Source organism: Companilactobacillus sp., from assembly GCF_022484265.1.
Taxonomy (GTDB): Bacteria; Bacillota; Bacilli; order Lactobacillales; family Lactobacillaceae; genus Companilactobacillus.
Genome location: NZ_JAKVLR010000001.1, coordinates 806,519 through 830,759, shown reverse-complemented (window position 1 = coordinate 830,759; position 24,241 = coordinate 806,519). Strand labels below are relative to the sequence as shown.

General features: G+C 36.8%; 22 protein-coding genes and 1 other RNA gene. 15 read left to right on the top strand and 8 right to left on the bottom strand.

Annotated elements, in window-relative coordinates:
- The first annotated feature begins 133 nt into the window (after positions 1-133).
- The 3 genes from LKF16_RS04215 to LKF16_RS04205 all read left to right on the top strand — a co-directional run bounded on the left by LKF16_RS04215 (position 134) and on the right by LKF16_RS04205 (position 6,254).
- Entirely contained in the window at positions 134-2,233 is a 2,100-nt protein-coding gene (locus LKF16_RS04215; protein ID WP_291468938.1) for a putative ornithine decarboxylase, read from the top strand.
- A 23-nt stretch (positions 2,234-2,256) separates the two neighbouring features.
- Positions 2,257-3,522, top strand: coding sequence for a methionine gamma-lyase family protein (locus LKF16_RS04210; RefSeq protein WP_291468936.1), 1,266 nt, complete (start codon positions 2,257-2,259; stop codon positions 3,520-3,522).
- 344 nt (positions 3,523-3,866) lie between these two features.
- Positions 3,867-6,254, top strand: coding sequence for a lectin-like domain-containing protein (locus LKF16_RS04205; protein ID WP_291468934.1), 2,388 nt, complete (start codon positions 3,867-3,869; stop codon positions 6,252-6,254).
- Positions 6,255-6,285: 31 nt separating this feature from the next.
- Here LKF16_RS04205 and LKF16_RS04200 read toward each other — a convergent pair whose 3' ends face one another.
- From LKF16_RS04200 to LKF16_RS04190, 3 genes are all read right to left on the bottom strand, one after another.
- On the bottom strand, positions 6,286-6,735 hold the full coding sequence (locus tag LKF16_RS04200; RefSeq protein WP_291468932.1) for a GNAT family N-acetyltransferase: 450 nt from the start codon (positions 6,733-6,735) through the stop codon (positions 6,286-6,288).
- A gap of 149 nt (positions 6,736-6,884) precedes the next feature.
- The gene (locus tag LKF16_RS04195; RefSeq protein WP_291468931.1) at positions 6,885-7,007 is read right to left on the bottom strand and encodes a hypothetical protein; all 123 of its coding nucleotides are present in this window, start codon (positions 7,005-7,007) and stop codon (positions 6,885-6,887) included.
- 326 nt (positions 7,008-7,333) lie between these two features.
- Entirely contained in the window at positions 7,334-7,861 is a 528-nt protein-coding gene (locus LKF16_RS04190) for a VanZ family protein (protein WP_291468929.1), read from the bottom strand.
- 759 nt (positions 7,862-8,620) lie between these two features.
- Between LKF16_RS04190 and LKF16_RS04185 the strand changes: the two genes are divergently transcribed.
- The 3 genes from LKF16_RS04185 (at position 8,621) to LKF16_RS04175 (ending at position 11,933) form a co-directional block, all read left to right on the top strand.
- On the top strand, positions 8,621-9,619 hold the full coding sequence (locus tag LKF16_RS04185) for a LamG domain-containing protein (RefSeq protein WP_291468927.1): 999 nt from the start codon (positions 8,621-8,623) through the stop codon (positions 9,617-9,619).
- A gap of 17 nt (positions 9,620-9,636) precedes the next feature.
- On the top strand, positions 9,637-11,322 hold the full coding sequence (locus LKF16_RS04180; protein ID WP_291468925.1) for an alkaline phosphatase family protein: 1,686 nt from the start codon (positions 9,637-9,639) through the stop codon (positions 11,320-11,322).
- 203 nt (positions 11,323-11,525) lie between these two features.
- Positions 11,526-11,933, top strand: coding sequence for an iron-sulfur cluster biosynthesis family protein (locus LKF16_RS04175; RefSeq protein ID WP_291468923.1), 408 nt, complete (start codon positions 11,526-11,528; stop codon positions 11,931-11,933).
- Positions 11,934-12,169: 236 nt separating this feature from the next.
- Here the strand turns inward: LKF16_RS04175 and LKF16_RS13065 are convergent, their stop codons facing one another.
- From LKF16_RS13065 to LKF16_RS04165, 3 genes are all read right to left on the bottom strand, one after another.
- Positions 12,170-12,241, bottom strand: coding sequence for a putative holin-like toxin (locus LKF16_RS13065; RefSeq protein WP_363305300.1), 72 nt, complete (start codon positions 12,239-12,241; stop codon positions 12,170-12,172).
- A gap of 152 nt (positions 12,242-12,393) precedes the next feature.
- Positions 12,394-12,761, bottom strand: a transfer-messenger RNA (tmRNA) gene (gene ssrA, locus LKF16_RS04170).
- 99 nt (positions 12,762-12,860) lie between these two features.
- Positions 12,861-13,754 (bottom strand): SDR family oxidoreductase, encoded by an 894-nt coding sequence (locus LKF16_RS04165; RefSeq protein WP_291468921.1) that lies wholly within the window; start codon positions 13,752-13,754, stop codon positions 12,861-12,863.
- A gap of 140 nt (positions 13,755-13,894) precedes the next feature.
- On the opposite strand from LKF16_RS04165, the gene LKF16_RS04160 reads away from it, so the two are divergent.
- Positions 13,895-14,407 (top strand): TetR family transcriptional regulator, encoded by a 513-nt coding sequence (locus LKF16_RS04160; RefSeq protein WP_291468919.1) that lies wholly within the window; start codon positions 13,895-13,897, stop codon positions 14,405-14,407.
- Between the two features lie 15 nt (positions 14,408-14,422).
- Here the strand turns inward: LKF16_RS04160 and LKF16_RS04155 are convergent, their stop codons facing one another.
- Positions 14,423-15,022, bottom strand: a complete 600-nt coding sequence (locus LKF16_RS04155; protein WP_291468917.1) for a YitT family protein — start codon at positions 15,020-15,022, stop codon at positions 14,423-14,425.
- A 225-nt stretch (positions 15,023-15,247) separates the two neighbouring features.
- Here LKF16_RS04155 and LKF16_RS04150 point away from each other — a divergent pair, with 225 nt between their 5' ends.
- Positions 15,248-15,859 carry a DPBB and LysM peptidoglycan-binding domain-containing protein gene (locus tag LKF16_RS04150; RefSeq protein ID WP_291468915.1) on the top strand — a complete coding sequence of 204 codons (612 nt, stop codon included), beginning with the start codon at positions 15,248-15,250 and terminating at the stop codon, positions 15,857-15,859.
- Between the two features lie 70 nt (positions 15,860-15,929).
- Here the strand turns inward: LKF16_RS04150 and LKF16_RS04145 are convergent, their stop codons facing one another.
- The gene (locus LKF16_RS04145; protein WP_291468913.1) at positions 15,930-16,154 is read right to left on the bottom strand and encodes a hypothetical protein; all 225 of its coding nucleotides are present in this window, start codon (positions 16,152-16,154) and stop codon (positions 15,930-15,932) included.
- Between the two features lie 141 nt (positions 16,155-16,295).
- Between LKF16_RS04145 and LKF16_RS04140 the strand changes: the two genes are divergently transcribed.
- The 7 genes from LKF16_RS04140 to LKF16_RS04110 all read left to right on the top strand — a co-directional run bounded on the left by LKF16_RS04140 (position 16,296) and on the right by LKF16_RS04110 (position 24,130).
- Positions 16,296-17,072 carry an acetoin reductase gene (locus tag LKF16_RS04140; protein WP_291468911.1) on the top strand — a complete coding sequence of 259 codons (777 nt, stop codon included), beginning with the start codon at positions 16,296-16,298 and terminating at the stop codon, positions 17,070-17,072.
- Positions 17,073-18,008: 936 nt separating this feature from the next.
- Positions 18,009-18,821, top strand: a complete 813-nt coding sequence (locus tag LKF16_RS04135; protein WP_291468909.1) for a MetQ/NlpA family ABC transporter substrate-binding protein — start codon at positions 18,009-18,011, stop codon at positions 18,819-18,821.
- 525 nt (positions 18,822-19,346) lie between these two features.
- A complete protein-coding gene (locus LKF16_RS04130; protein WP_434735157.1) occupies positions 19,347-20,174 on the top strand; it encodes a MetQ/NlpA family ABC transporter substrate-binding protein in 828 nt (275 codons plus the stop codon).
- 25 nt (positions 20,175-20,199) lie between these two features.
- Complete coding sequence (locus tag LKF16_RS04125; protein ID WP_434735174.1) at positions 20,200-21,018, top strand: MetQ/NlpA family ABC transporter substrate-binding protein; 819 nt, start codon at positions 20,200-20,202, stop codon at positions 21,016-21,018.
- Between the two features lie 15 nt (positions 21,019-21,033).
- Positions 21,034-22,371, top strand: coding sequence for a M20/M25/M40 family metallo-hydrolase (locus LKF16_RS04120; RefSeq protein ID WP_291468905.1), 1,338 nt, complete (start codon positions 21,034-21,036; stop codon positions 22,369-22,371).
- A gap of 4 nt (positions 22,372-22,375) precedes the next feature.
- A complete protein-coding gene (locus tag LKF16_RS04115) occupies positions 22,376-23,437 on the top strand; it encodes a methionine ABC transporter ATP-binding protein (RefSeq protein ID WP_291468903.1) in 1,062 nt (353 codons plus the stop codon).
- A gap of 3 nt (positions 23,438-23,440) precedes the next feature.
- Positions 23,441-24,130 carry a methionine ABC transporter permease gene (locus tag LKF16_RS04110; protein WP_291468901.1) on the top strand — a complete coding sequence of 230 codons (690 nt, stop codon included), beginning with the start codon at positions 23,441-23,443 and terminating at the stop codon, positions 24,128-24,130.
- Positions 24,131-24,241 lie beyond the last annotated feature (111 nt).

The window sequence follows — 24,241 nt, the reverse complement described above, 5'->3', positions numbered from 1 at the left end:
TATAATCAGAACTGTAATATTTTTTCATAACTAATACTAATCCCGATAAAAATTTAATTCAAAACAATTGTAGAGAATAAATATTTGTTTGCATAGTTATTTATGAAAATAATTAAATAAATGGGGGATAATCATGAATTTTCTGAAAATTGCTATCAGTAATGATGCTAATCAGTACATTCCGAGTGGTTGGAATGTTGTTTCGTTCAACGAACACGTTGATCCAGCAACATTGGCAGCGATCGTGCTCGATAACCAAAATAAAACTGACATTCAGGCAGCTCAAGATCTACAGAAAACATCAGGGTTAGGTATCCCCATAATCACAATTGACTCAAAAGACGACATAAAGTCTGTCCAATCCGAAATAACTGCGAAAATTAAAGATTATGAAAATAAAGTCGTTCCAGGATTTTTGACTGACCTGATCGATTTTACTGACAGACGTCCGATCAGCTTTACGACTCCGGGTCATCACAACGGACAATATTACGATAAGCATCCGGCAGGAGTAATCTTCAATCGCTTTTTTGGAAAAAATTTGATGTTCGCCGACACTAGTGACACCGTTGACCAATTAGGCGATACGATGACGCATGGCGGAACACCATTAACAGCCGAACAAAAGGCAGCTAAGACCTACAATGCCGACAAAGTTTATTTCTGTACCAACGGAACGACTAGTTCGAATTCGATTTGTGCTAGTGCCTTGCTAACAGAAGGCGACCTAGTATTGTTCGACCGCAATAACCACAAGTCCTTGTATAATAGTGCATTGGTCATGAGTGGAGCTAAACCAGTGTATATCCCCACTGACCGCAATGCCTTAGGATTGATTGGCGAAATGGATCCAAAGTTTTTAACTGAAGACAAGATCCGGGCTGAAATTGCTAAAGTCGATCCTGAAAAAGCTAAACAAAAGCGTCCATTTAGATTAGCAGTTTTACAACTTGAGACATACGATGGCGTCTTCTACGATGCTAAATGGATCATCGACCGCATTGGAAAACTTTGCGATTATATTTTATTCGACTGTGCCTGGGGCGGATTCGAACAATTTGTTCCGATCATGAAGCATTTGTCGCCACTCAGTTATAACTACGGTCCTGATGACCCTGGTATCTTAGTTACGCAATCACTCCACAAACAACAAGCTGGATTAGCCCAGACGTCACAAATTTTGAAAAAAGATTCTCATTTAAAAGGGCAAGCACGTTATGTCGATCATAAACATTTCAACAATGCCTATTTGAAATTTGTTACTTCAAGCTATTCTTATCCAATTTATGCATCGTTGACAGTCAACGCTTATGTGACGTCAGGACCTAGCAATATCAAATGGTGGGATGAAATGTTGAGGATGGGTATCGAGTGGCGGAAAAAGCTGCTTGAGCAATCAAAACTTTTTAAACCATTAATTCCTGATGATTTTGAGAACTTAACGACTGATCAGTTGGCCACTCAGGCAAAGTATTGGGAGATGAACGGCACTCAAAAATGGCATGGCTTTTCAAAAATGGCCAATGGAGAAGCTATGTTTGATCCATTAAAGATCACCGTTAAAACGCCTGGTATCGATGTGGAAAATTCTCAGTACGAAGAAACAGGGATTCCTGGACCAGTCGTAGCTGAATATTTGATGGAACACAACATTATCCGAGCCAAAGATGATCTCAATTCGTTATTATTCTTATTAACGCCTGGCGATACTAAGGAAGAATTAGATCAACTATTAGCAGCATTTTTAGAGTTCGAACATTATTATTTGAATGACACTCCATTGGCAGAAGTCTTGCCAGAGTTAGCTTCACGGTATCCCAAACGGTATACAGGATACACTTTGAAACAATTGTGTCAGGAGATGCATGAGTACTATCAAGCACATCAAACGTTCAGGTTGCAGAAAGAACTTTTTGCAAAGCCGAACATGCAAAATTATCAAATGACACCTGAACAAGCTGACCGGTTGTTTATGAAAAATCAGAGTGAGCTAGTCGACTTAGACAAAATCGAGGGCCGAGTTGCCATGGAAGGTGCCTTGCCATATCCACCAGGAGTCTTTATTGTGGCGCCAGGAGAAAAGTGGCAAAAAATTGATCAAGAGTATTTTGAAGTCTTGGTCGGAGCAATCGAACGCTTCCCAGGTTTTGTTCCAGAGATTCAAGGAGTATATTGGGATACGAATGAGGATGGCACAATTTCAGTTCAAGCAGAAGTTTTAAAAAATAAATAGTAATATTCAAGGGGGATTTATTCATGGCATTGTCATGGAAACAGGATTTACCAAAGGATCTTAGCGATAAAATTGCTAAAGTTGAGGATATGATCCAACCAAAGATCGATGAGATCGACCAACAAGTTTTGTATGCACAACAACGAGTTTTAAATTTATTTAGAGAAAACCAAGTCGGTGAAGAAGATTTAGTTCCATCAACTGGTTACGGCTACGATGATATTGGTCGTGACAAGCTAGAAAAAATTTACGCTGGATACTTCAAAACTGACGACGCCTTAGTTCGTCCACAGTTTGCATCTGGTACTCACGCCATTTCAACAGCTTTGTTCAGTATGTTGCGTCCAAACGATACTTTGTATTATTTGACAGGTACGCCTTACGACACGATCCAAGAAGTTATCGGAATTGCCGGCGATAACCAAGGTACGATGACCGATTATGGTATCAAATTCAGAACTGATGAATTATTAGAAGACGGTTCAGTCGACTACGATTCCGCTGAAAAAACTTTGAAGTCTGACAAGTCGATCAAGGTGATTGCTATTCAGAGATCACGTGGATACGCCGTTCGTGATAGTTTCACGGTTGAAAAAATTGTTAAGATGATCAAATTTGTTAAAGGTATCCGTCCAGACGTAAATATCTTTATCGATAACTGTTACGGCGAATTCTCAGAAATGGAAGAACCTACTTTTTACGGTGCTGATATTATGGCTGGTTCATTATATAAAAATGCTGGTGCCGGTATTGCCAAGAGTGGTGCTTACATCGTTGGTCGTAAAGATTTGATTGATGCAGCCGGATCAAGATTGACTGTTCCTGGTGCCGGTAAAGGTGAGGGTGCTACTTGGGGTTACATCCGTGACTTCTACCAAGGATTTTTCATGGCACCACATACAACTGGCGAAGCATTAAAAGGAATGATCTTCACAGCCGCATTGTGTGAAGAAATGGGCATGAACGTCTCTCCTAAATGGGATGCACCGAGAACTGATATTGTTCAAACAGTCAACTTTGGTAAGCCAGAACCAATGATCAAATTCTGTGCTGCTATTCAACACTATTCACCAATGAATTCATTCGTTGACCCAATCCCTAGTCACCAAGATGGCTATGAAGATGAGATCATCATGGCTTCAGGAAGTTTCATTGAAGGATCCACCATCGAACTATCAAGTGACGGTCCAATCAGACCACCATATTCACTCTACGTCCAAGGTGGTTTATCTTATCAACACGTTAAAATTGCCATCACTCAAGCAGTTAACGAAACATTTTATAAATAATATACGATAAATTTCACAAGAGGATTTCTCCAAATTACTGGACAAATCCTCTTTTTTTGTGGTCAAATTTGTAAAAAATTGTGGGTGATTAGATTGGTGTGTGGTTGTTTAAATGTTGGTGGATTAACGTTTATAAAATTTGATTAATAAATATGTAATTTATATAAAATATTAAATTCAAAAAATAGTAAATAATTGACCATTTTTTGATACAATGATTGTGAAAATAAATGGGGATGTAATGATTTTGGACTGTCGGTTGTGACTGCCACACTATTACACAGTAAGTAAATTATCTAAATCATTACTAAGTTTTAAATATAGATGATTCTAGCGGAGGGAATATGCTTATTCATTCAAAGAAGATGCGAATACTGTTTGATGTTGTAATGATAAGTATTATTACAATAGTTAGTGTTATTTATTATGCGCCGAAGATGAAACAAGTGCATGCCGCACAGGAAACCGTTGCAAAATCCGTAAAAGTCCAGCGAGAAGATGATTCTGTACCAAATTTTGATTCTTCGTTGCCCGGGATGCAAGAAAATCCGAAACCAGCAGATTCTAAAGATCCTGAAGATTTAAAAGCGGCTCTAAGTAATGCGCCTGATGGACTTGGAATCGCCAATCTTTTTCAATTGGGAACTTTTGGTACCGAAAAAGATAATGCTGCCAAAATTATAGATAAGAATAGTTTTCAAAATAGTAATGCTAGTATTTTACAGGTTACCAATCGCCCAGATCAATTAGGGGCCATTTGGGGAAATATTGATGATGGTAATTATATTGATATATCTAAAAACCAAACACTTTCAATGTGGTTATATTTTGGACGACCTACGGCTATTGATGAGCATAAAGAAAACAAATACGTAGGTGACGGTATGGCCTTTGTTTTACAAAATGATACTAGAGGTGCAGCTGCTATTTCCACATTCCACAAGGGATTGCCAGATCAAAGATTTGGACATGGTGAGTCACTAGGTGTTTGGGGGACGGACTTCGATACGCAAACCGAATTAACGTCTAAGCAATTTGCAGGAACTGCTATTCAACAAAGTTATGCATTAGAATTCGACACTTTTCGCGATGCTCAATTTTCATCTAAACAAATAAATGGATTGGGAAATAGTTTCGATTTAGATTTGAGAGGAGCACAGCATATAGCTATGACTTATCCTGATTCGGCAAAAACATATCGTAGTGATTTTTCAGCAACCGGTGGATTTAAAAGATACTTTATTATGAATCACGGAGATAATGTTCGCGATAATCAAGAATTGACAGATGCATCATGGCATCATATTACAATTGATTATAATAAAATTGATGATAAGTTAGGAACTTTAACATATAAATTTAATGATAAGAATTTAGATGGTACACCGAGAAATAATCCCGTAACAGCTACAAACCAAATAAACATTGATCATTTCGTATTAAATGGAAAAACCAAATTGAGATGGGGATTCACTGGTTCAACAGGGACTTATTTCGAAAATAATTTAATTAGTTTTGAATCAGTGCCTTCGTTCGTCAATGGTGAAGTTACAACAGAACTTCATGATGATACATTAAATAAAGATATTACCTCGGATAGTCAAAAAGTCACCGAGGGTGATTCATTAACTTTCAAATACTATCTGAAATATCTTAGTGGAATAAAACCATGGAATAACACGGTTGCAGACATTAATATTCCTAAAAATGTCACAGCAAAGTCTATCAGTATTAAATATGCTGACGGTTCCTCTGCAAATGTACCGTGCGACGAGAACCAACATCATTTTAATTTTGAATTGAGTAATGCTTTAAAAGATCATGACCCAAATAATCCTCATGCAATAATTTCCGTAGTAACAGAAGTTAATCCCGTTTCTCAGACGACAAAGGTTGGTCCAGAACATTCTAGGTTTAAAAGCCAATATTTGATTGAAGATGCGGAATCACAGGGATTTACTATTGATAAGCCAGAGTTAAATTTGAAAGTCGTTCAACCGACTGGAGATGCAGCAATTATTGATAGTAAACACAAACCTACATCTATGAATGTTCAGTATTATGTTTGGGAATCTTCTCAAGGATGGAACTCACCAAAAATAACTGTTCATGCGAAGGTAAATAGTGCTGATAAATTTACCGATTATGATCCTAAAGTTCAAAGTAGTACTGAATCCGATGAACTAACTGTTCCTGGCGTTTTTCACGATGGGGAAAATAGTATTTATTTGTATGCTACAGATAGTAATGGAAATGAGACACCAGTTAAACGCATCATATATACGGTTACTGATATTGGTGCACTAGTAATTGGAACATATACTAACACTGTATCGTTCAAAGATATTAATCCTGAGACATCAAATCAATTAGTAGGAAGAAAAGGAAATTGGCAACTTAATATTGTTGATAGCCGTCCTCTGAATCTTTCTGATGATAAGAAAAATATATGGAAATTAAAAGCTTGGGCTGATCCACTAATAGGGGACAAAACACACAAAAAATTTAACGGTGCAATTATCTTTAAAAATCCTGACGGTAGTATTTTACCGTTGGAGAATCAACCTCAAATCATAAAAGATGATGGGAGAAAAAGTTTACAAGGAACACAAACAACTGAACTTGTAAAGACATGGACAAATGACAGCGGTGTATTGTTGAAAGTGAATGGTTCCAACAACGAAGATAACTATCACGGATATATACACTGGAGTTTAGTTAATAGTATATAAAAATACGAGAGCCAAATGAGGCTCTCGTATTTTAGTTATCTATTCCCAAAATCATGTCCAAATGTGGAATTTCTGTCTCTAGGTAAACATCGCTGGTAGCAGTGAATCCCATTGACTCATAAAATTTTTGCAAATAGGCTTGGGCTTGAATGTCGATTTGATCTGCGTTAGGGAAGTCGTCGTGAGCACAAATAATTGCTTGAGCAACTAGTTGTCGTCCGGCACCATTTCCACGAACTGATTTGGCGGCAGCAACGCGCCCGATTCTAACGTGATCTTTTTCAGGTATAAGTCGTGCATATGTGACCAAATTGCCATCATCGTCGACTCCTATTAAGTGCAGAGACTTGAGGTCATCTTCGTCGACTTCTTGGTAGTAGCATTTTTGTTCGACGACGAATATTTCAACTCTTAGTTTGTAGATCGACCAGAGTTCTTTAGTAGTTAATTGGTCAAAAAATTTTGCGACATAATGGATCATAATTTGCCTCCTGTTAGGGTATTAATTAGCAAAAAGTATAGTCTTTTTGGATGATTGTCGCGAATACAACGATAATTTTTCTTAATAAATCAAAAAAACGCAACCAAGTTATTGATCAACTTGGTTGCGTTTTTTAATAAGAATAATGGCTAGAAAATTCTACCGAAGATTGAACCTGCAAGAGATTCGATGAAATACAATGGGTTTGCCAATGTGATTGAATCCATTGGTGCACCTGTGTTTGTAGTAGTAATGTCTGTATTGCTGTTCATAATAGGTTCCTCCTATAAAAACTATTTACATAGATTATAGCATAAAAATGTTAATGTAAGCGTTTTATTTCATTTAATTGAAATAATATGATCTGGTTTTGTATCAATTATATATAAATTGTTAATGATTTTTTGAGTAAAAATAAACTTCGGAGTAAAAGAAAAGGTCCCACATCTTCCTGATGAGGGACCCTGGGCAGTCTTACAATTGAAACCTTGGAATGTGCAAGACCACCACTTTTGAATAACAGGTAGGCTACCTGCAAAAGATAATAATACAGACTTTTACGACAAATAGCTAGTTTTTTTAAAAAATTATTCTTGAACTACTTTTCTAAACGAGCAATTAACGGAATTTTTAGGCTGGTTCTGCGGAGTAGGTAAGCAAATGATGATACTAAAATTGCACCGACAATAATTCCGATTCCATTAGCAAGTACATCGTTGATGTCGCTAGAACGGTTGATCAAGAAGACGTGTGAAAGGTAGTACTGGATAGTTTCGATTGAACTCCCAATGAGCAGACCTATCATTGACATTTTGACAAGCGACATTTTTTCAAAGGACCATTTGATCATCATGCCTAATGGTACAGTCAAAACAATATTTTCGAAAAATCCGAGATTGAATATATCAAGTTGAGTCAGATTTACTCGACCAATTCCAAGCGGCATCACGTAAATAGTCGAACTGTCAAATGAGATTGGTGTGAAGACGATTATTTCTAGTAGCGTCAAATAAGTTAATCCAATTAAATAAAATCCTCGTTGAGTTAAACGAGTTTCATGTTTGTAAATGTTGATTCCACCGATAAGGGTGAAGCTTAAGATCAATAATAATGGTATCCAGCGCATGTGTGTACTTCCTTTTAAGTTTTGATTGATTCGATACTTAAAGAATACTGGAGCTTTATTATTTGAAACTTAAAAAATATTGAACGTTTTGTGAATATTAACCAAAAAATCCTTTTTAGACCTGAAAAAGTTTGTTTATCCCATTTGTCTAGAATTCAAATTATTATTTATTTATATATTCTACAAATATTATTTTTCTAAATAATTACACTTCATAGCTTTGTCCAAATACATGTGAATTTTGTTAGTCGCTTTCATTTTATGAAAAAGGGCAAATGCTAAAAGTGTCGATCAATCATTTAAATGAATAACAAAATACTTATTTTTAATACTTATATTTTTTACCAAAACTTTAATTTTCAATATGAGAATGATGATGTTAAATTTAATTTATTCAAAAAATAAGGAGGAAAAATTGATAAAACTGATTTACCGAAATTTCGTGTCTGCAGAATAAGACACATAATTTTTAATGCTTTCTAGCCTTGAAAGTATGCGATGTAACACTGATATTACTGAAATTATGGAATTTTTGACATGTATTGGATATTTTGGAAAGTTAATAATTAGATCCAAGAATTGCCAATAAATGACAAAAGTATAGAATGATAAAATTTCGATCAAAAAAATTGTTATTGATGATTCAAAATGGATCATTTAATAATCGTAAGATCAAACTGAAATTATAGAGTACATAAATATGAATATTTATGTAACTACAATATAAAAATAATAAGAATATATGGAGTGAATCTATTCATGAAGCCTCGCATTTTAACGACTTTACTAATTTGTTCAGTAACTTTAGCAACTACTGTAACACCAGCTATTGCGGCCGTTACACCAGCTGCTAACGAAACTGTTCAAGCACCTTTCGCTAATGCTTCCTCTTCTTCACAGGAAAAACAAGCAGCAGAAGAAAATAACATTGCAGCCACAGCATTTATGGACTTAGGCATCAAAGATGGTAAGTTTGCAGATATTAAGAGTAGCAATACATGGACACCAACGGGTAAGCCAAGTATCACAACAGATAAAGGAATGACAGGAGACGTCTTTAATTTTGACGGCCATTCAGCTTACTACACAACATTAACTGATGATCAACAAAATAAATTGAGAAATGGTCTAACTATGGAGGCATACTTCAAGTATGACCGTGGTTCGGATACTTCATCAGAGCATGAAATCTTCTCTAGTCAAGAAGGTGGTGGTTTTGGTCTTGGAGTTCAAAACGGCAAAATTATATTCTATGCCCATGACGGACATGGCTATAAACAACCATCACATGCATTAACGACCGGAAAATGGATTCACGCCGTTGGTGTTATTGATAAAAACAAAAATGCTAAATTATACTTGGATGGAAAACTTGTCGATACCGTTGAAATGCCAGGAAATCTAAAGTTTGCTAATAGAACAAAGGATCTTGTTTTAGGTGGGGATGCTCATCCAGGCAATCACGTTCAATCTCAAATGACTGGTAAAGTTAAATCAGCTCGTTTGTATACACAAACATTAACTGACAATCAGGTTGCACAATTGAGTGAAACTGCTCATAAGGATCAAATTGTCACTGCACCAGTTGATCAAAAGGTTGGGACACAATTTGTAGGTCCTAAACAAATTGCATCCGGCGCAATTTACGGTTTAAACGTTCATGCAAAATCCTTGAAATTAGGTGATAAAGAGAATTTATCATTTGATGTAGTTTATGATGCAAGTAAATTTGAATATGAAATTTTGATCGTACCTTAGGTGGCAACGCAACAAATGTGGAAAAGGTTGCGGATGGTAGATTAAGAATTACTACAACTGCTGAAATGTCTCCACAAGATTTTATCTACTATGCAAAAACTCGATTAGCTCACATTAATTTACGTGCTAAGAAAGATGCATCTGGTCAAACTCAAATTAAATTTGAGCAAACTGCACGTAAGGGAACAATTGAGTTGGGTGCTGCTTTAAATGTTGATATTCAAGCTCAAAATCCTTTAGATTACAACGGTGACGGAATTATTGGTGCCGGAGACGTTGCCCTAGCACCTGATGATAAAAAAGCTGAAGTAGCTGCAAAATCAGAGATCAAACCTTATAAGCACGTTATCGTTTTGACAACTGATGGTGGTGGTAACCCTTGGAATCCTGAAGGAATGTACTATGACCATGGATTCGGATTTGGTCCAAAGTGGACAACTGATCCAGAAATCCTTGCAAAACGTAAAAATACTTACACAATGGACTTGTTCAACAATAAGTTTGCCATGAGTACAAGTGCACGTTCAGTGAACCCAGCAATTTCTGCCCAAAACTACATTTCCATGTTGCATGGTCGTCCATGGGATACATTGCCAAAAGAATATAAAGGTGATAATGCAAGCATGGGACAAAAATACTTTGCTGACTTTGGTAAAACAACTCCGCAATTCCCTTCTGTATTCAAAATTTTACAACAATATAATCCAACTCAAAAAACAGCTGCTTTTTCTGAATGGGGACCAATTGCTAACTCAATCGTTGAACCAGATGCAGCAGTGACAACTAAAGTGTCTGGTAAACTGAAATCATTTGATGATGTTGCAGATTACATTGGTACTGATGACTTCCAAAATACCTCTATGCTATACATGCAAAGTGATTATATGGACGGTCAAGGCCACGGTAAAGGTTGGTACAACGAAAATTATTGGAACCAATATTTGCAATATGATCAGCTCTTCAAAAAAGTTATGGATAAGTTAGAAGCAACTGGACACAGTCATGATACTCTGGTGATTGCCAATGCTGATCACGGTGGAGCACACCAAAACCACGGTGGATGGGATCATACAAATAGCGACATCTTTATTGCCGTGGGTGGTGAAACTGTAAACAGTGGTCATCGTTTACATGGTGGTAGCAATGCGGATATCACAGCCTTAGCACTGAATGCTCTTCAAGTCCCAACAGTTTCAAGTATGGAAAATAAAGAAGTATTTGATAAGTCTGCTTTCTTGAATCAAGCTGAATTGACTAAGAAAAACCGTGATGTTGAAACAGTTGAATTAAGCCGTCATGGCGCAACAGCTAAAATTGGCATGAAGAACCTTAAAGGTAATCCAATCAAGGCCGTTGACATGCAAATCGATTTAGCAGGACATACTGTTAAAAATATTCATGCAGTTAAGGGTGCTAAGATTGTCCGTAAAACAGTTGAAAATGGCGTATTGAAGCTAACGGTGAGTTCTGATAAAGGCCTATCAAAAGAATTTGTGAAGATCAACTTCAAACATTCACTTAAAGCCAATAAAGCTAAAGTTTCCGTTAACCAAGCTATGGCTGCGACAGATAAAGGTGCAGAAGTATTAGTTGATTTATCTAATGTTGACCGCTCAATCAAACCAGGGAGTCACATTTCACATAAAGTAAAAGATGTTATCAACAACGTAATTAACTTGGTTACACACAAAAGAGGAAAATAATTTTTAGACTCAATAGTACATTCGACTTTTTACAAAATTAGTCTAGATTATAGCAAGTAAAACACCATCCAGAATAAAAATTGGATGGTGTTTTTGTATGATTTTAAATCAGAATATTTGCTTCTTATATCTTTGTGAATTAAATTGAAATCACAACAATGTTGAATTAGAAATACATTCAAACAAATATGGGGGACAATGTTATGAAAATTGAAATTAAACCTGAAGCAAAAGAATATTTAGCAGATAAAATTCCAGCTGGAAGTACAGTGATTTTAACAACGGATGATGGTTCAAACAAATATTCAAGCATCGGTGCGACTTGCGCAATGGCCGATAAGTTTCAGCTAGTTATCGTGAATCAACCAGATCCAAAATTCAACGTGGTATTAGACAATAACGCAAACTTTGACTTGTCGATGGCCTCATATGAGGATTACTTAGTGAGTGATGGATTGAAAATTGATTATACGCACGGATATCTCGTATTGAGCGATAATACCGGTATTCTGGGAAACACTGTTTCTGTAGTCGACTGGAGAAATGTTACTGCTGAGTCTGAGGCAGAACGTTTGAATACGATGAAGACGTTAGGCCAATTTATTTGTTAATATTGTCAGAATGCGTTGTTTCGTAGGAATCAAGTACTATTTGTTTGCCAGGGAACGATATTTTATTGACGGTATTAGAAATGGAGGTAGGTTCTGTTATAATACAGGTGTACAAAAAAGAGGGATGCGGTAACATCCCCCTTGATAGCCCGTTTTTGACGGTGACTATGTCAGATTAATTATGAAACGAAAAAATAACCGTAACTAGCCAAAGTTTGACGGTTATTTTTTTGTGCTCATTTCTTTTGATCATGAACGTATGATAACAAGGCAATTAAGAATATACCGAAAGTTAACATAAGATTCAAAAGATAATGAAAAACCCAGTAATATCAAATTTTAATTTTGATATTACTGGGTTTATTTGTACGTAAACGCCTGCCAAACAGTAATGATACTAAGTTGGTTAGCGTTTGCGCCTCGTTATCTTAATGTTGGCTACGCCAACGACATTAAGGAAGAATGGAGATGAGGGGAATCGAACCCCTGTCCAGGCATAATGCTATGCAAACCTCTACACTCATAGTTATATTATTTGAAGTTTTGCCATCATGAACGCCATATAACAAGGCAAACCATAATGACTATCCTGATGAATCTCTTTTTAACTATTCAGAAGGGATAGTTAAACGTAGCCCAATTAATTTGAGACCCAATTCTGGCCCTTGGGCGAAACCAGGTTGGATCACGCTTAGACTGTTATTAAGCAGCTAATGCGTAAGAATTATTATTTTTTGCAGTTATAATTTAAACTGATAGGTTTTACGAACCTAAAAAAACGAAGTGCAGCCCGCACGCTATTACACATGTCGAATCCAGAACATCCCCGGGATATTCATGCTTAACTATATTAACTGATATTGCTAAGTTAATCAATCAGGAACACTTATATTATAGCTTATGCCTTCAGGGATGTCATATTTTCGATTATAAATTTTCTTTCAAGTCGTCGAGTAAACCAATATGGTCAGGCTTCCAGTTCAATTCTTTTTGAGTTAATTCACTTGAAACAGGGTAGTCAGCACCAAAGGTCTGAGTAACATCAAACGATGCTCCAGTTTCATGTTGAGGTAGTGATTTAGTGGGGAGATCTAACTTCTTCGCAATTGTATTAACGATGTCAATCATTTTAACTTCGCCTTCACCAACAGCGTTGAAGACTCGCATTTCTCCAGTATTTTTTAGACGATATTCTAATGCTAGGACAAATAAATGAGCTGCGTCTAAATAATTAACGGCATTCCAGCGATTCTCACCATTTCCAAAATAGGTTACGACACCATTTTTCTGTGCCATTTGGACCATCATTGAGATCAAACCATAACGTCCGTCTCCATGGACTGATGGAGCAAATCTAACTGTCGCAGAGTTAACGCCTTCTTTTACCAAACGACGTGCGGTTTGTTCTGATTGTCTTGGTGAAACATCATCGTAGCCAGGAAATCCCAGGTCGTTTTCTGTTAGTACCACGCCAGGATCAAGTCCAGCAGTTCCTGCTGTGACAATTAGTGGCTTGTTAGTTCCTTTGATTGCTTCACCCATCGTTTCAATGGCATCTTGATCCATTTTAGTAGCCTTATCAAAGTGGTCAAAATCGTTGGTAAATCCCAAATGCAAAATTGCATCGGCATCTTGTGCTGATTTTTTCAATATGTCCAAGTCTTCCAAGGTTCCCTTGACTGGAATTCCACCTAAGCCGGTTAATTTTTGAGCACTTTTATCTGATCTAGTGAGTCCATATACTTGATAGTTATTTTTAATTAATTCTTTAGCAACTTGTGTGCCAACGTATCCAGTAGCACCTGTCATAAATATTTTCATTTAAATATCTCCTTTACATAGGGTTGTTCTTTTCAACAACAAAGTTATAATAACACCGTATATAAATTAGATAATATTCAATTGATAGATATAGTTTATATAATCGACAAATACCATAAAATGTCTATCCAGGAGACAATATGACATCATTACAAAATCAACGCACGAAAAAAATCATCTTCATGGGATTTCAAGAATTATTGCTGCAAAAGCAATTCAGCAAGATGACGATCAATGATATTGCGGATAAATCAATGATCCACCGTTCAACTTTTTACATTCACTTTAATGATAAATATGATTTGCTTGAACAATTTCTAAAGGACAAGAGTTCCACCTCTCATTTGCAAGTAGCAGAAATTTATCAACATCCGTATACGACTTTTGCCAATATCGGCAATGAGCAACTGTTGCCAATTTTCAAATACCAGACTCATGATCAAGAATTTCGAAACACGTTGTTTCAATTCATTATGAATTTCATCATGGATGCACCGTCTGAAAAAACTGAGTTGGAAAAATACTTCTTTATAGGAAGATTTAAGGCAATTAATATGTGGGTCGAACAAACCCATCAACCATATGACGCGTTTGTTGATTATCAACAACTAGATAAAATTTTTAAGAAAGGGAAAGTCGAACAAAAAAAATAAGCCTTCTGGCTTAAATTAAAAGTTTAAATACTTTTCTTCTATAATAGTACACAATTTGATGACGATACTTGAGATTGCCACGGACATTACTGCTAACCCGAAGTTTAGCCAGCTGGTAACAAAGATATTTCCGATACAAACTAATGCATCTACTATAAATAGGGTGATGTAGCGGTCAACTCCGAAATGCTTGTGGATGATTATCGGTGGGACCGTAGTTCCACCACTGGACATATCCAGTGTGTACAAAATTGCCAATCCTATCCCGAAAATGATACTTCCTACTATTACAGAAGGAAAAATCGGCTTGATGACATCAAATACAGGCGTAACAAATAGCAAAATCGGTAATACAAAACTACCAAAGACTAATTTGATAGTGGTGATTTTCTCCAAGAAAAAGTAGGAAATGATCAGCATGACGATGTTGATCGAGAAAACTGAAAGTGCCGTGGGGATGGAAAAACCTTCAAACAATAGGATTGCGATACCGGTTGCACCACCTGCAGCAACTTTGCTGGGCTCGAAAAACATGTTGATACTTAATGCAATTAGCTCTAATGAAACTAACATTAGGGCTATTTTTTGAATGATTCTAAGTGTTTTTTTATTCATGTTATTAAATATATCATTTTTAGGAGAAATCGAGCAAGTTTGGTAATTGCCCGTTAATCAACTTTTAGATCAGAAATTATATATGAATATTACAATAACATTACTAAGGTTACATAAATTCCATAAAATGTAACGTACGCGGAGTAGTTATGTAACATTGACCTGTTATAGTACTTCACATAGCAACGAGAGCTAAACTTTAAAAAGTAAGGATGTTATTATTTTATGAAAAAAGTATTATCACTCGCATTTGTAGGTGCCATGGCTTTGACAGTCTTCGGTATCAAAACTAGTACATCACAAGCTGCTACTACAGTAGATAGCACACACGTTTCAGTTGTAGCAGGCGACACATACAAGAGCATCGCAGAAGAAAATGGCGTTTCAATCTCAGCATTGGAACAAGCTAACGGACGCGAAGTCGGTGGATTCGATATTATCTACCCAGGTGAAACAATTACATTGCCAACAAGTACAGCCGTACAACAAAATGTAGAAACAACACAAACACAAGCACAACCTGCAACACAAACTACACAAGCAGCTACAACACAAAGTGCTTCAACTCAATCAGCAGGAACATTCAAGATTTCTTTCTATGATCCAGCTGTATTAGGTTCAAACATGGGTTACTCTGGTGTAGCCGCAAACCTTTCAGTATTCCCTAAGGGAACACAATTGAAGATCACATTATCTGACGGTACAGTATTGTACAGAACAGTTAATGATACAGGTACATTTGCATACAGCAACCCACAACAATTAGATGTTGCTATGCCTAACTCAAGCATTCCTTCATATGGTGTTACATCAGCATCTGTTGAAGTCGTTGGATAAGATTTAACACATACGAATATACGAATACCAAAAAAGAGCTTCCATCTGAGGGGAAGCTCTTTTTCTTTATTTAAAAGTAAGTTTCTTTGCGAAATCTTTCTAAATCATTTAAAAAATTAGTGATCCCATTATAAATTTTGTTAGTGAAGGGATGATCATTGATATATTTTTCTTGATATTGACGAGTAAGGTTATTCACAGCTCTGATACCATCGGGATTGTTTCGACTGGTTTCTTGCTGGAACGATTTATATTTATCATTCTTCATAACTTCGTGCCATTGTCTGTACTTCATAATCAACACCTCTTTGCACAAGACTTTAACAGTAACTAATGAAAATGGCAATAATATTGTTTTGATTAGCTTGTAAAACGCTTACATTAAGAATATATTAGTAACTGTTATTCAAAAGATAAATAATGGGAGGTCATTTTTATGACAAAAGTTGCTATGATCACAGGTGCTGCACAAGGTATCGGTGCTGAAGTTTCAAGACATTTAGCTCAAGACGGATTTGATATTGCTGTTGCAGATCTACCTGGACAAGAAAGTAAAGCCCAAGATGTTATTTCTGAAATTGAAAAAATTGGACAAAAAGCTATTTTCGTACCGGTTGACGTCACAGATCAAGCTGCAGTTAAAAAAGCTGTAGATGAAGCTGCTGATAAATTAGGTGGTTTTGATGTAATGGTCAATAATGCGGGTGTTGCAAAGGTTGATAAATTCGCAGATATCAAGCCAGCAGACCTGGAATTTAGTTACAAGATCAATGTTTTTGGCGTTATTTATGGCATACAAGCTGCTGCAGCAAAATTTGAAGAATTGAATGTTCCCGGACGTATTATCAATGCTTCTTCAATTGCCGGAATGCACGCATTCCCAGTTTGGGCAACATACTCCTCAACAAAAGCTGCAGTAATTAGTATCACCCAAGATGCAGCAAACGAATATGCTCATTCACATATCAACGTCAATGCCTACGCACCCGGAGTTGTTGGTACTACAGGTATGTGGGATGAAATTGATAAAAAGATGTCCGAGATCAATGGCAAACCAATCGGCCAAAATAAGAAGGACTATGTTGGTACAATTCCACTAGGTCGTACGGTTGAACCTAATGATATTGCAAATATGGTTTCATTCTTAGCTGGACCAAAAGCCGATTTCATTACTGGTCAAACATATGCAGTCGATGGTGGCGGATTACTATAATTGAATTAAAAAAGCTCTCAACTATCCCAAAAAATTAGTTGAGAGCTTTATTTATGATCATTATTATTGAAATTCTTTAGGGAGGCTCCTTTGTAAAAGCCTTATTGGAGTTACGAATCAGTCTGATCTCATGTGAGATGTAGACCGGTGATAATGAATTTTGGACAGAGTGCAAAGAACCGAGAAAAAATTTGATGAATTTCTTACTCATCAAGTTACCTCCTAGAATTTCGTTTGTCACAATTCATATTACGAATATAGAATACCATTTTTTTCAAAAAAACAAATGAAAATGATCTTTTAATTCATAAATCTTCTTAAATTAGAAAAAATCCTTATTAAATGAAAATAATTTTAATAAAGTTGTTGACAAGTCATCAGATATTGTTTAATATTGGTCACAACTTAACAGATAAAACTAATTAACCAAACAAATTGATCAGGGGAAGTAACCCAACGACCGACATACAGAAAGCCTTCATTAGCTGAGAGAGGGTAGACGTCTTGAGCGAAAATGACCTGTGATTGGTGCACTGAATCCAGAGGATAAAGTGGCAATGGTCGGTACCCATTACAGTACACGCGTATAATTTTGTACGTTGTTGAGGGGATAAGTGTAAATTTATCCTAAATTAGAATGGTACCGCGGATAAGCCGCTTCTAAAGCAAATATATATTTGCTTAGGAGCGGCTTTTTTAGTTGGCGTAGCACGAAAGTGCGTACGCCAACTTATGGGACGGCCACAGGCCGCGGCAATCCTTGGTTTTTAAGTAGCACGAAGTGCGTACGCCAACTTATGGGACGGCCGAAGGCCGCGGCAATCCTTGATTTGGAGTAACCGAAGTGCATACGCCAACTTATGGGACGGCCACGGACCAGGATAATCCGTTGCGTTTTGTTTTTAGTTTTATCTTTTATTATAGGGAGGATCCATCATGAAAAAGTTACGTCGAGTTTTATTAGTAGTAGTTGCAGCATTTTCACTTTTCGCTTTAGTCGGTTGTGGAAACAATTCAAATGAAAAAACAGTTAAGGTTGGTATCATGACTTCTGATGATCCAATTTGGAAACCAATTAAGAAGAAGTTAGCCAAAGAAGGCATCAACTTGAAGTTAGTTGAATTCAACGATTTTAACCAACCTAATCAAGCTCTATCGCAAGGAGAACTCGATATCAATGCATTCCAGCACATTTACTTTTTAAATAATTGGAACAAGACTCATCACACCGATTTAGTTTCAATTGGGACAACTGTTATTGCACCGCTTCGAGTTTATTCACCAAAAATTAAATCAATAAACGATTTAAAGGATGGCGACAAGGTCACGATTCCAAACGATGCAACTAATGAAGGTCGCGCTTTACAACTATTGGAAACAGCTGGTTTGATCAAACTGAAAAAAGCTGCCTTGCCAACAGTCAAAGATATTACTAAATATAATAAGAAGATAACTATCACGCCACTGGATGCAGCTCAAACTGCACATTCATTAAACGATGCGACTGCGGCGGTCGTTAACAACACAATTGCAGCTAGTGCTAACTTACCAAATAATGAAGTTATCTATAAAGAAAAGATTACTAAGAAGTCCAAAGAATGGTTGAATGTTATCGCAACTGAGAAAAAGAACAAAGATAACGCCACTTACAAGAAAGTTGTGAAAGCATACCAATCAGAAGCTAATGCTAAGAACATCAAGAAACAATACAAGGGAACGACTTTACCAGCCTGGAATTTGAAATTATAATAAATATATTTTTTCTGCAAATTATTATTTAAGTTTGACAATTTTATTGCCTAATCGTATTATGAATTCAACGATTAGTTAGAAAATTATTAATTTAAACAATGAGATCAGGGGAAGTAATTAGGATTCGGAACTACAGAAAGTTGTCGCTTGCTGAGAGACAACGGATGATCCTTTTGAAAATGACCTGTGATTGGTGCGCTGAGTCCGTAAGGATAAAGATGCAATGGGTGGTATCCATTACAATACACGCATATAAGTTTTACTTGTATGTTGTTGAGGAGACGGGTGTAAGCTCGTCTTAAATTAGAATGGTATCGCGAGAAGTCGCTTCTAAAATGAAATTCAGTCGAGTTTCAATTGGGAGCGACTTTTTTATTTCCAAACTATTTTAATTTTTTTCTAACTTTGAGAAATGAATGTTCTAAGGGGGAATTTGATTATCAATCAATTTACCAGATCAATGAGCAACATTTTGAACCGTGAGTATATATAGTAGGAAAGAGTAATTTGCAGGAGAACGTAATGAACAAGATTTTTAAAGGTTGGAAAGCACTATTAGTTTTATTTATCGCAGTTATAGGAGTCGTCGTATTGACTGGTTGTGGCAATAGCCATAATGGAAATACCGTTCGAGTCGGTATCAATGCTTCCGATGCACCAATTTGGGAAGTCGTTAAGAAGAAAGTGAAAAAAGAAGGCATTAATCTTAAAATTGTCGAATTCAACGACTACAATCAACCCAATATGGCTTTAGCACAGGGTGGGCTAGAAATGAATGCTTATCAGCATACATATTTCCTTGATGCATGGAACAAAGCGCATCACACGAATCTAGTTCCGATTGGCTACTCGATCATCGAACCATTGGCAATGTATTCCCACAAGGTCACCAAGATCAGCCAGATCAAGAAGGGCGCTAAGATCACAATTCCTAATGACACGTCAAATGAAGCACGTGCATTGCAGCTTTTACAATCAGCTGGTTTGATCACGTTGAAGAATAAGAAACTTCCTTCAGTTAAGGATGTTACTTCAAACAAATTGCATTTGAAATTTATTACTTTAGATGCGGCTCAAACAGCTCGTTCATTGGATGATGTTACCGCTGCAGTTGTTAACGGTAATGTCGCTGCTGACGCGAAGTTCAATCCGAAGACAGCAGTTTATCGTGAACCAATCACTAAGAAGTCAAAACCATGGATCAATATTATCGTGGCTGATAATAAAGAGAAGAATAACAAGAATTACAAGAAAGTAGTTAAAGCATATCAATCAAAAGAGACTGCCAAAGAAATCAAGAAGGTTTACGGAGGCAATGCAGTGACTGCTTGGAATCTTAAGCTTAAATAATTCAGGGGTGGATCAAATGAAGAGGATTAATAAGTTTTCAAAAATATTTTTAGTGTTATGTGCAGCATTATCATTTTTTGTTTTAGCAGGTTGTGGCAACAATTCATCTGAAAAAACAGTCAAAGTTGGTATTTATGGATCAGATGATCGAATTTGGAAACCACTAGCTACTAAGTTGAAGAAACAAGGAGTCGATTTAAAACTAGTTGAATTTAACGATTACAACACGCCAAACAAAGCTTTGACTCAAGGCGAACTTGACATCAATGCTTTCCAAAATTATCACTTTATGAATGATTGGAACAAGGCTAATAAAGGAAACGTCGTTTCAATCGGCGATACTTATATTGCCCCACAAAGAATTTATTCAGACAAGATCAAGAGTTTGAACGAATTAAAGAGTGGCGACAAAGTGTCAATTCCTAGTGACGCTACCAACGAAGATCGTGGTTTGAGAGTGTTGAGACAAGCTGGCTTGATCAAGTTGAATAATGCTTCATTGCATACTGTTAAAGATATTACTGAGAACAAGAAACATTTGAAGATCACACCGCTAGATGCAGCTCAAACTGCTCATTCATTGACTGACGTGGCAGCAGCTGTTGTCAACAATGATGTTGCTCAAGATGCTAACTTAAAACCAGAATCAGCAATTTATAAAGAAGTAATCAACAAAGAATCAAAACCATACGTTAATATCATTGCTACTACTAAAGATAAGAAGAATAACGCAACTTACAAGAAAGTTGTCAAAGCTTACCAAACTGAATTTATCGCTAAGAAGATCAAAGAAGTTTACAAAGGTTCAACATATCCAGCTTGGAATTATAACTTCAATAAATAGTCAGGAGGGATTTGGATGTCAAAGATTTCAGACCCATTGATTCAAGAATCAATTCAACAATTTAAAGATTACGTAGCACTACCATCAGTTTCAGCAAAGAAACAAGCTCAACCAGAAACAGCCGAATTTTTAAAAAATCTTTTGACCGACTTTGGCGCTGAAGCAACTGTTTGGAACGATTTCGATGTTCCTTGCGTATTTGCTGAAGCCCATCCCAAAAAGCCTAGCGATACGACTATTCTGATTTACGATCATTACGATGTTCAGCCTGAGGAACCTTTGGAACTTTGGAATTCTGATCCATTCGAATTGCAAGTTACCGATGATAAATTCATTGGACGTGGAGCTTCTGATTGTAAGGGAGATTTGATTAGTCGAATCACCGCGTTAAACATTTATCGTCAGGAACATGGCGACCTTCCTTGCAACGTCAAGTTCCTAGTTGAAGGTGCTGAAGAAGTTGCTAGCCAACATCTTGAGGATTATCTTAAAATTTATCACGATGAATTAGCAGCTGATTTAGTTATCTGGGAATCAGGTTTTAAAAATGAACATGAGCAATTTAGTTTCAATGGTGGAACTAAAGGTGTCTTATGTTTTGAACTTGAAGCAAATTCAGCCGACATCGATTTACATTCATCATTTGCAGCTGTAGTCGATTCCGCAACTTGGAGATTGGCTCAAGCATTGAATGCTTTGAGAGATCCCAATGGAAAAATCTTGATCCCAGGATTTTACGATGACGTTAAAGAACCTACTCAACGTGAAAAAGATTTGGTTGATAAAGCTATCACGCCAGATTTGAAAGCAAAGTGGGGCTTAACGGTTCCATTATTAGATAACAAGTCAGTCAACTACAACTTAACGTTTAGTCCTACCATCAACGTTGAAGGGCTCAGCAGTGGCTGGGAAGGCGAGGGCGTTAAGACCGTTACGCCAAAGACAGCGAAAGCTAAGTTAGAATTTCGATTAGTTCCTGATCAAGATCCACATGTTCTTTTTGACAAATTAACTAAGTATTTAGAAGATCAAGGTTTTTCAGATATTAAGGTTTCATATCTATTAGGCGAAAAGGCTTATCGTTGGGACTTGAACAGCCCAATCGTCAATACCTTGATCGACACCGCCAAAGAATTTTATGGTGGTGAAGATAAAATTGAAGCTTTGCCTTCAAGCCCGGGTACAGGTCCAATGTACTTGGTCAACAAATATGCTAAAGCTCCGATCGTGGCTTGCGGAGTTAGCTATTCGAAGGCTGGCAATCATGCACCAAATGAGAACATCCGGATTCAAGATTATTTAGATTTTATAGATTTCTTTGATGAATTTTTAGGAAAAATAGTGAAGGAGTAATTTAATGGCAGATTCAAATCCAATTATTAAATTAAAAGATATTGATGTAACGTTTCACAACGAAAACAAAACTATTGAAGCGGTAAAAGATATCTCGTTAGAAGTAAACAAAGGCGACGTTTTCGGTATCATCGGATACTCTGGTGCTGGTAAAAGTACTTTGGTCCGTGTGATCAACTTATTGCAACGTCCAACAGCCGGTGAAGTAACCGTAAATGGACAGGACATGTTAGCTTTAAATTCTAAGGAATTACGTTCTGCTCGTAAAAATATTGGAATGATCTTCCAGCATTTTAACTTGATGAACTCATTAACAGTTTATGGCAATATCGATTTTCCATTGCGTGATTCAAAACTTTCTAAAAAGGAACGTAAAGACAAGGTCGAACATTTGCTTGATCTAGTTGGTCTATCAGACCGTGCTAATAACTATCCTTCACAACTATCTGGTGGACAAAAGCAACGTGTTGGTATCGCTCGTGCCTTAGCAAATGATCCTGAGATCTTGATCTCTGATGAAGCTACTAGTGCCTTGGATCCAAAGACGACCACTGAAATTTTGGATCTATTAGGTCGTTTGAATAAGCAACTCGGTATCACAGTGGTGATCATTACTCACGAAATGGACGCTATCAAACAAGTATGTAATCGTGTTGCGGTCATGGAAAATGGTCAATTGATCGAAGAAGGTAGCTTGTTGACGATCTTTGGTCAACCTAAGCAAAAACTTACTAAAGACTTCGTTGATACGTCTACACAAATCAAATCAGCTCTTGAAGAAATTGAGGCTGGTGGTTTGGCCAAGGACTTCCAAGGTCGTTTGATCGAACTTAAATTTACGGGTGATGTTACTAACGAGCCAATCGTTGTCGGTTTATACAAGCGTTTCAACGTTTCGGCAAGTATCATGTTCAGTAACATGGAACGTCTTTCAGGTACGACCATCGGTATCATGTTGTTAGCCCTAAGCGGGGATGACGACAAGGTTGCTGAAGCAATCAAATATTTGAATGATTTGAAGATCAATGTTAAAGAGATCGACCTTTCAGAAAGCGAGAGTGAATAGTTTATGTCTGACTTTATTAACAAAGTTTTCCCTAACGTAGTCGCTAACTGGTCTGGGGATAACGGATTTGTAACTGCCATTTGGCAAACACTTTACATGACTTTCGTCAGTGCAATTTTTGCGGGAGTTATCGGTATTATTTTAGGTATTTTATTAGTTATCACAGCTGATGATGGAATTACTCCAAACAAAGCTTTTTACAGAATCTTGGATTGGTTGGTCAATCTATTTAGATCAATTCCATTTATCATTTTGCTAGCCGTAATTGGACCATTTACCAAATTGATTGTTGGACAGACTATCGGACCTGAAGGTGCCTTAGTTCCATTGATCATTGGTACTGCACCATTCTTTGCCAGACAAGTACAATTGGCATTGGTCGAAGTTGATCCTGGTGTGGTTGAAGCAGCAGAAGCAATGGGTCTTTCACCAATGAAAATTATTTTTAGAGTTTATTTAAAAGAAGGTTTGCCTGAATTGATTCGTTCAGGAACATTAACAACTATCAGTTTGATTGGTTTAACAGCCATGGCTGGTGCCGTTGGTGGTGGTGGTCTAGGTAACATGGCCATTTCCGTGGGTTACCAACGTTTTGAAAATGATGTAACAATCGTATCTATGCTGCTTATCTTAGTCTTGGTTTTTGTAATTCAAGGAATCGGAGATTTCGCAGTCAGAAAATTAGAGCATTAACTTAAGCATTATAAATAGGGAAGTAATTGTCTGTGCCTGCAATGGGGGAGTCTTATTTCCCTGTTGTACTGGCTACAAATGGTCACTTCTAACGAAGTGGCCTATTTTATT

Bases quoted from the DNA above. Each gene is read 5' to 3' on its own strand.
- LKF16_RS04160 (WP_291468919.1), top strand. From the start codon at position 13,895: ATGACATCATTACAAAATCAACGCACGAAAAAAATCATCTTCATGGGA.
- LKF16_RS04155 (WP_291468917.1), bottom strand. From the start codon at position 15,022: ATGAATAAAAAAACACTTAGAATCATTCAAAAAATAGCCCTAATGTTA.
- LKF16_RS04185 (WP_291468927.1), top strand. From the start codon at position 8,621: ATGAAGCCTCGCATTTTAACGACTTTACTAATTTGTTCAGTAACTTTA.
- LKF16_RS04130 (WP_434735157.1), top strand. From the start codon at position 19,347: ATGAACAAGATTTTTAAAGGTTGGAAAGCACTATTAGTTTTATTTATC.
- LKF16_RS04215 (WP_291468938.1), top strand. From the start codon at position 134: ATGAATTTTCTGAAAATTGCTATCAGTAATGATGCTAATCAGTACATT.
- LKF16_RS04165 (WP_291468921.1), bottom strand. From the start codon at position 13,754: ATGAAAATATTTATGACAGGTGCTACTGGATACGTTGGCACACAAGTT.
- LKF16_RS04210 (WP_291468936.1), top strand. From the start codon at position 2,257: ATGGCATTGTCATGGAAACAGGATTTACCAAAGGATCTTAGCGATAAA.
- LKF16_RS04115 (WP_291468903.1), top strand. From the start codon at position 22,376: ATGGCAGATTCAAATCCAATTATTAAATTAAAAGATATTGATGTAACG.
- LKF16_RS04135 (WP_291468909.1), top strand. From the start codon at position 18,009: ATGAAAAAGTTACGTCGAGTTTTATTAGTAGTAGTTGCAGCATTTTCA.
- LKF16_RS04175 (WP_291468923.1), top strand. From the start codon at position 11,526: ATGAAAATTGAAATTAAACCTGAAGCAAAAGAATATTTAGCAGATAAA.
- LKF16_RS04205 (WP_291468934.1), top strand. From the start codon at position 3,867: ATGCTTATTCATTCAAAGAAGATGCGAATACTGTTTGATGTTGTAATG.
- LKF16_RS04150 (WP_291468915.1), top strand. From the start codon at position 15,248: ATGAAAAAAGTATTATCACTCGCATTTGTAGGTGCCATGGCTTTGACA.
- LKF16_RS04145 (WP_291468913.1), bottom strand. From the start codon at position 16,154: ATGAAGTACAGACAATGGCACGAAGTTATGAAGAATGATAAATATAAA.
- LKF16_RS04140 (WP_291468911.1), top strand. From the start codon at position 16,296: ATGACAAAAGTTGCTATGATCACAGGTGCTGCACAAGGTATCGGTGCT.
- LKF16_RS04190 (WP_291468929.1), bottom strand. From the start codon at position 7,861: ATGCGCTGGATACCATTATTATTGATCTTAAGCTTCACCCTTATCGGT.
- LKF16_RS04110 (WP_291468901.1), top strand. From the start codon at position 23,441: ATGTCTGACTTTATTAACAAAGTTTTCCCTAACGTAGTCGCTAACTGG.
- LKF16_RS04200 (WP_291468932.1), bottom strand. From the start codon at position 6,735: ATGATCCATTATGTCGCAAAATTTTTTGACCAATTAACTACTAAAGAA.
- LKF16_RS04120 (WP_291468905.1), top strand. From the start codon at position 21,034: ATGTCAAAGATTTCAGACCCATTGATTCAAGAATCAATTCAACAATTT.
- LKF16_RS04195 (WP_291468931.1), bottom strand. From the start codon at position 7,007: ATGAACAGCAATACAGACATTACTACTACAAACACAGGTGCACCAATG.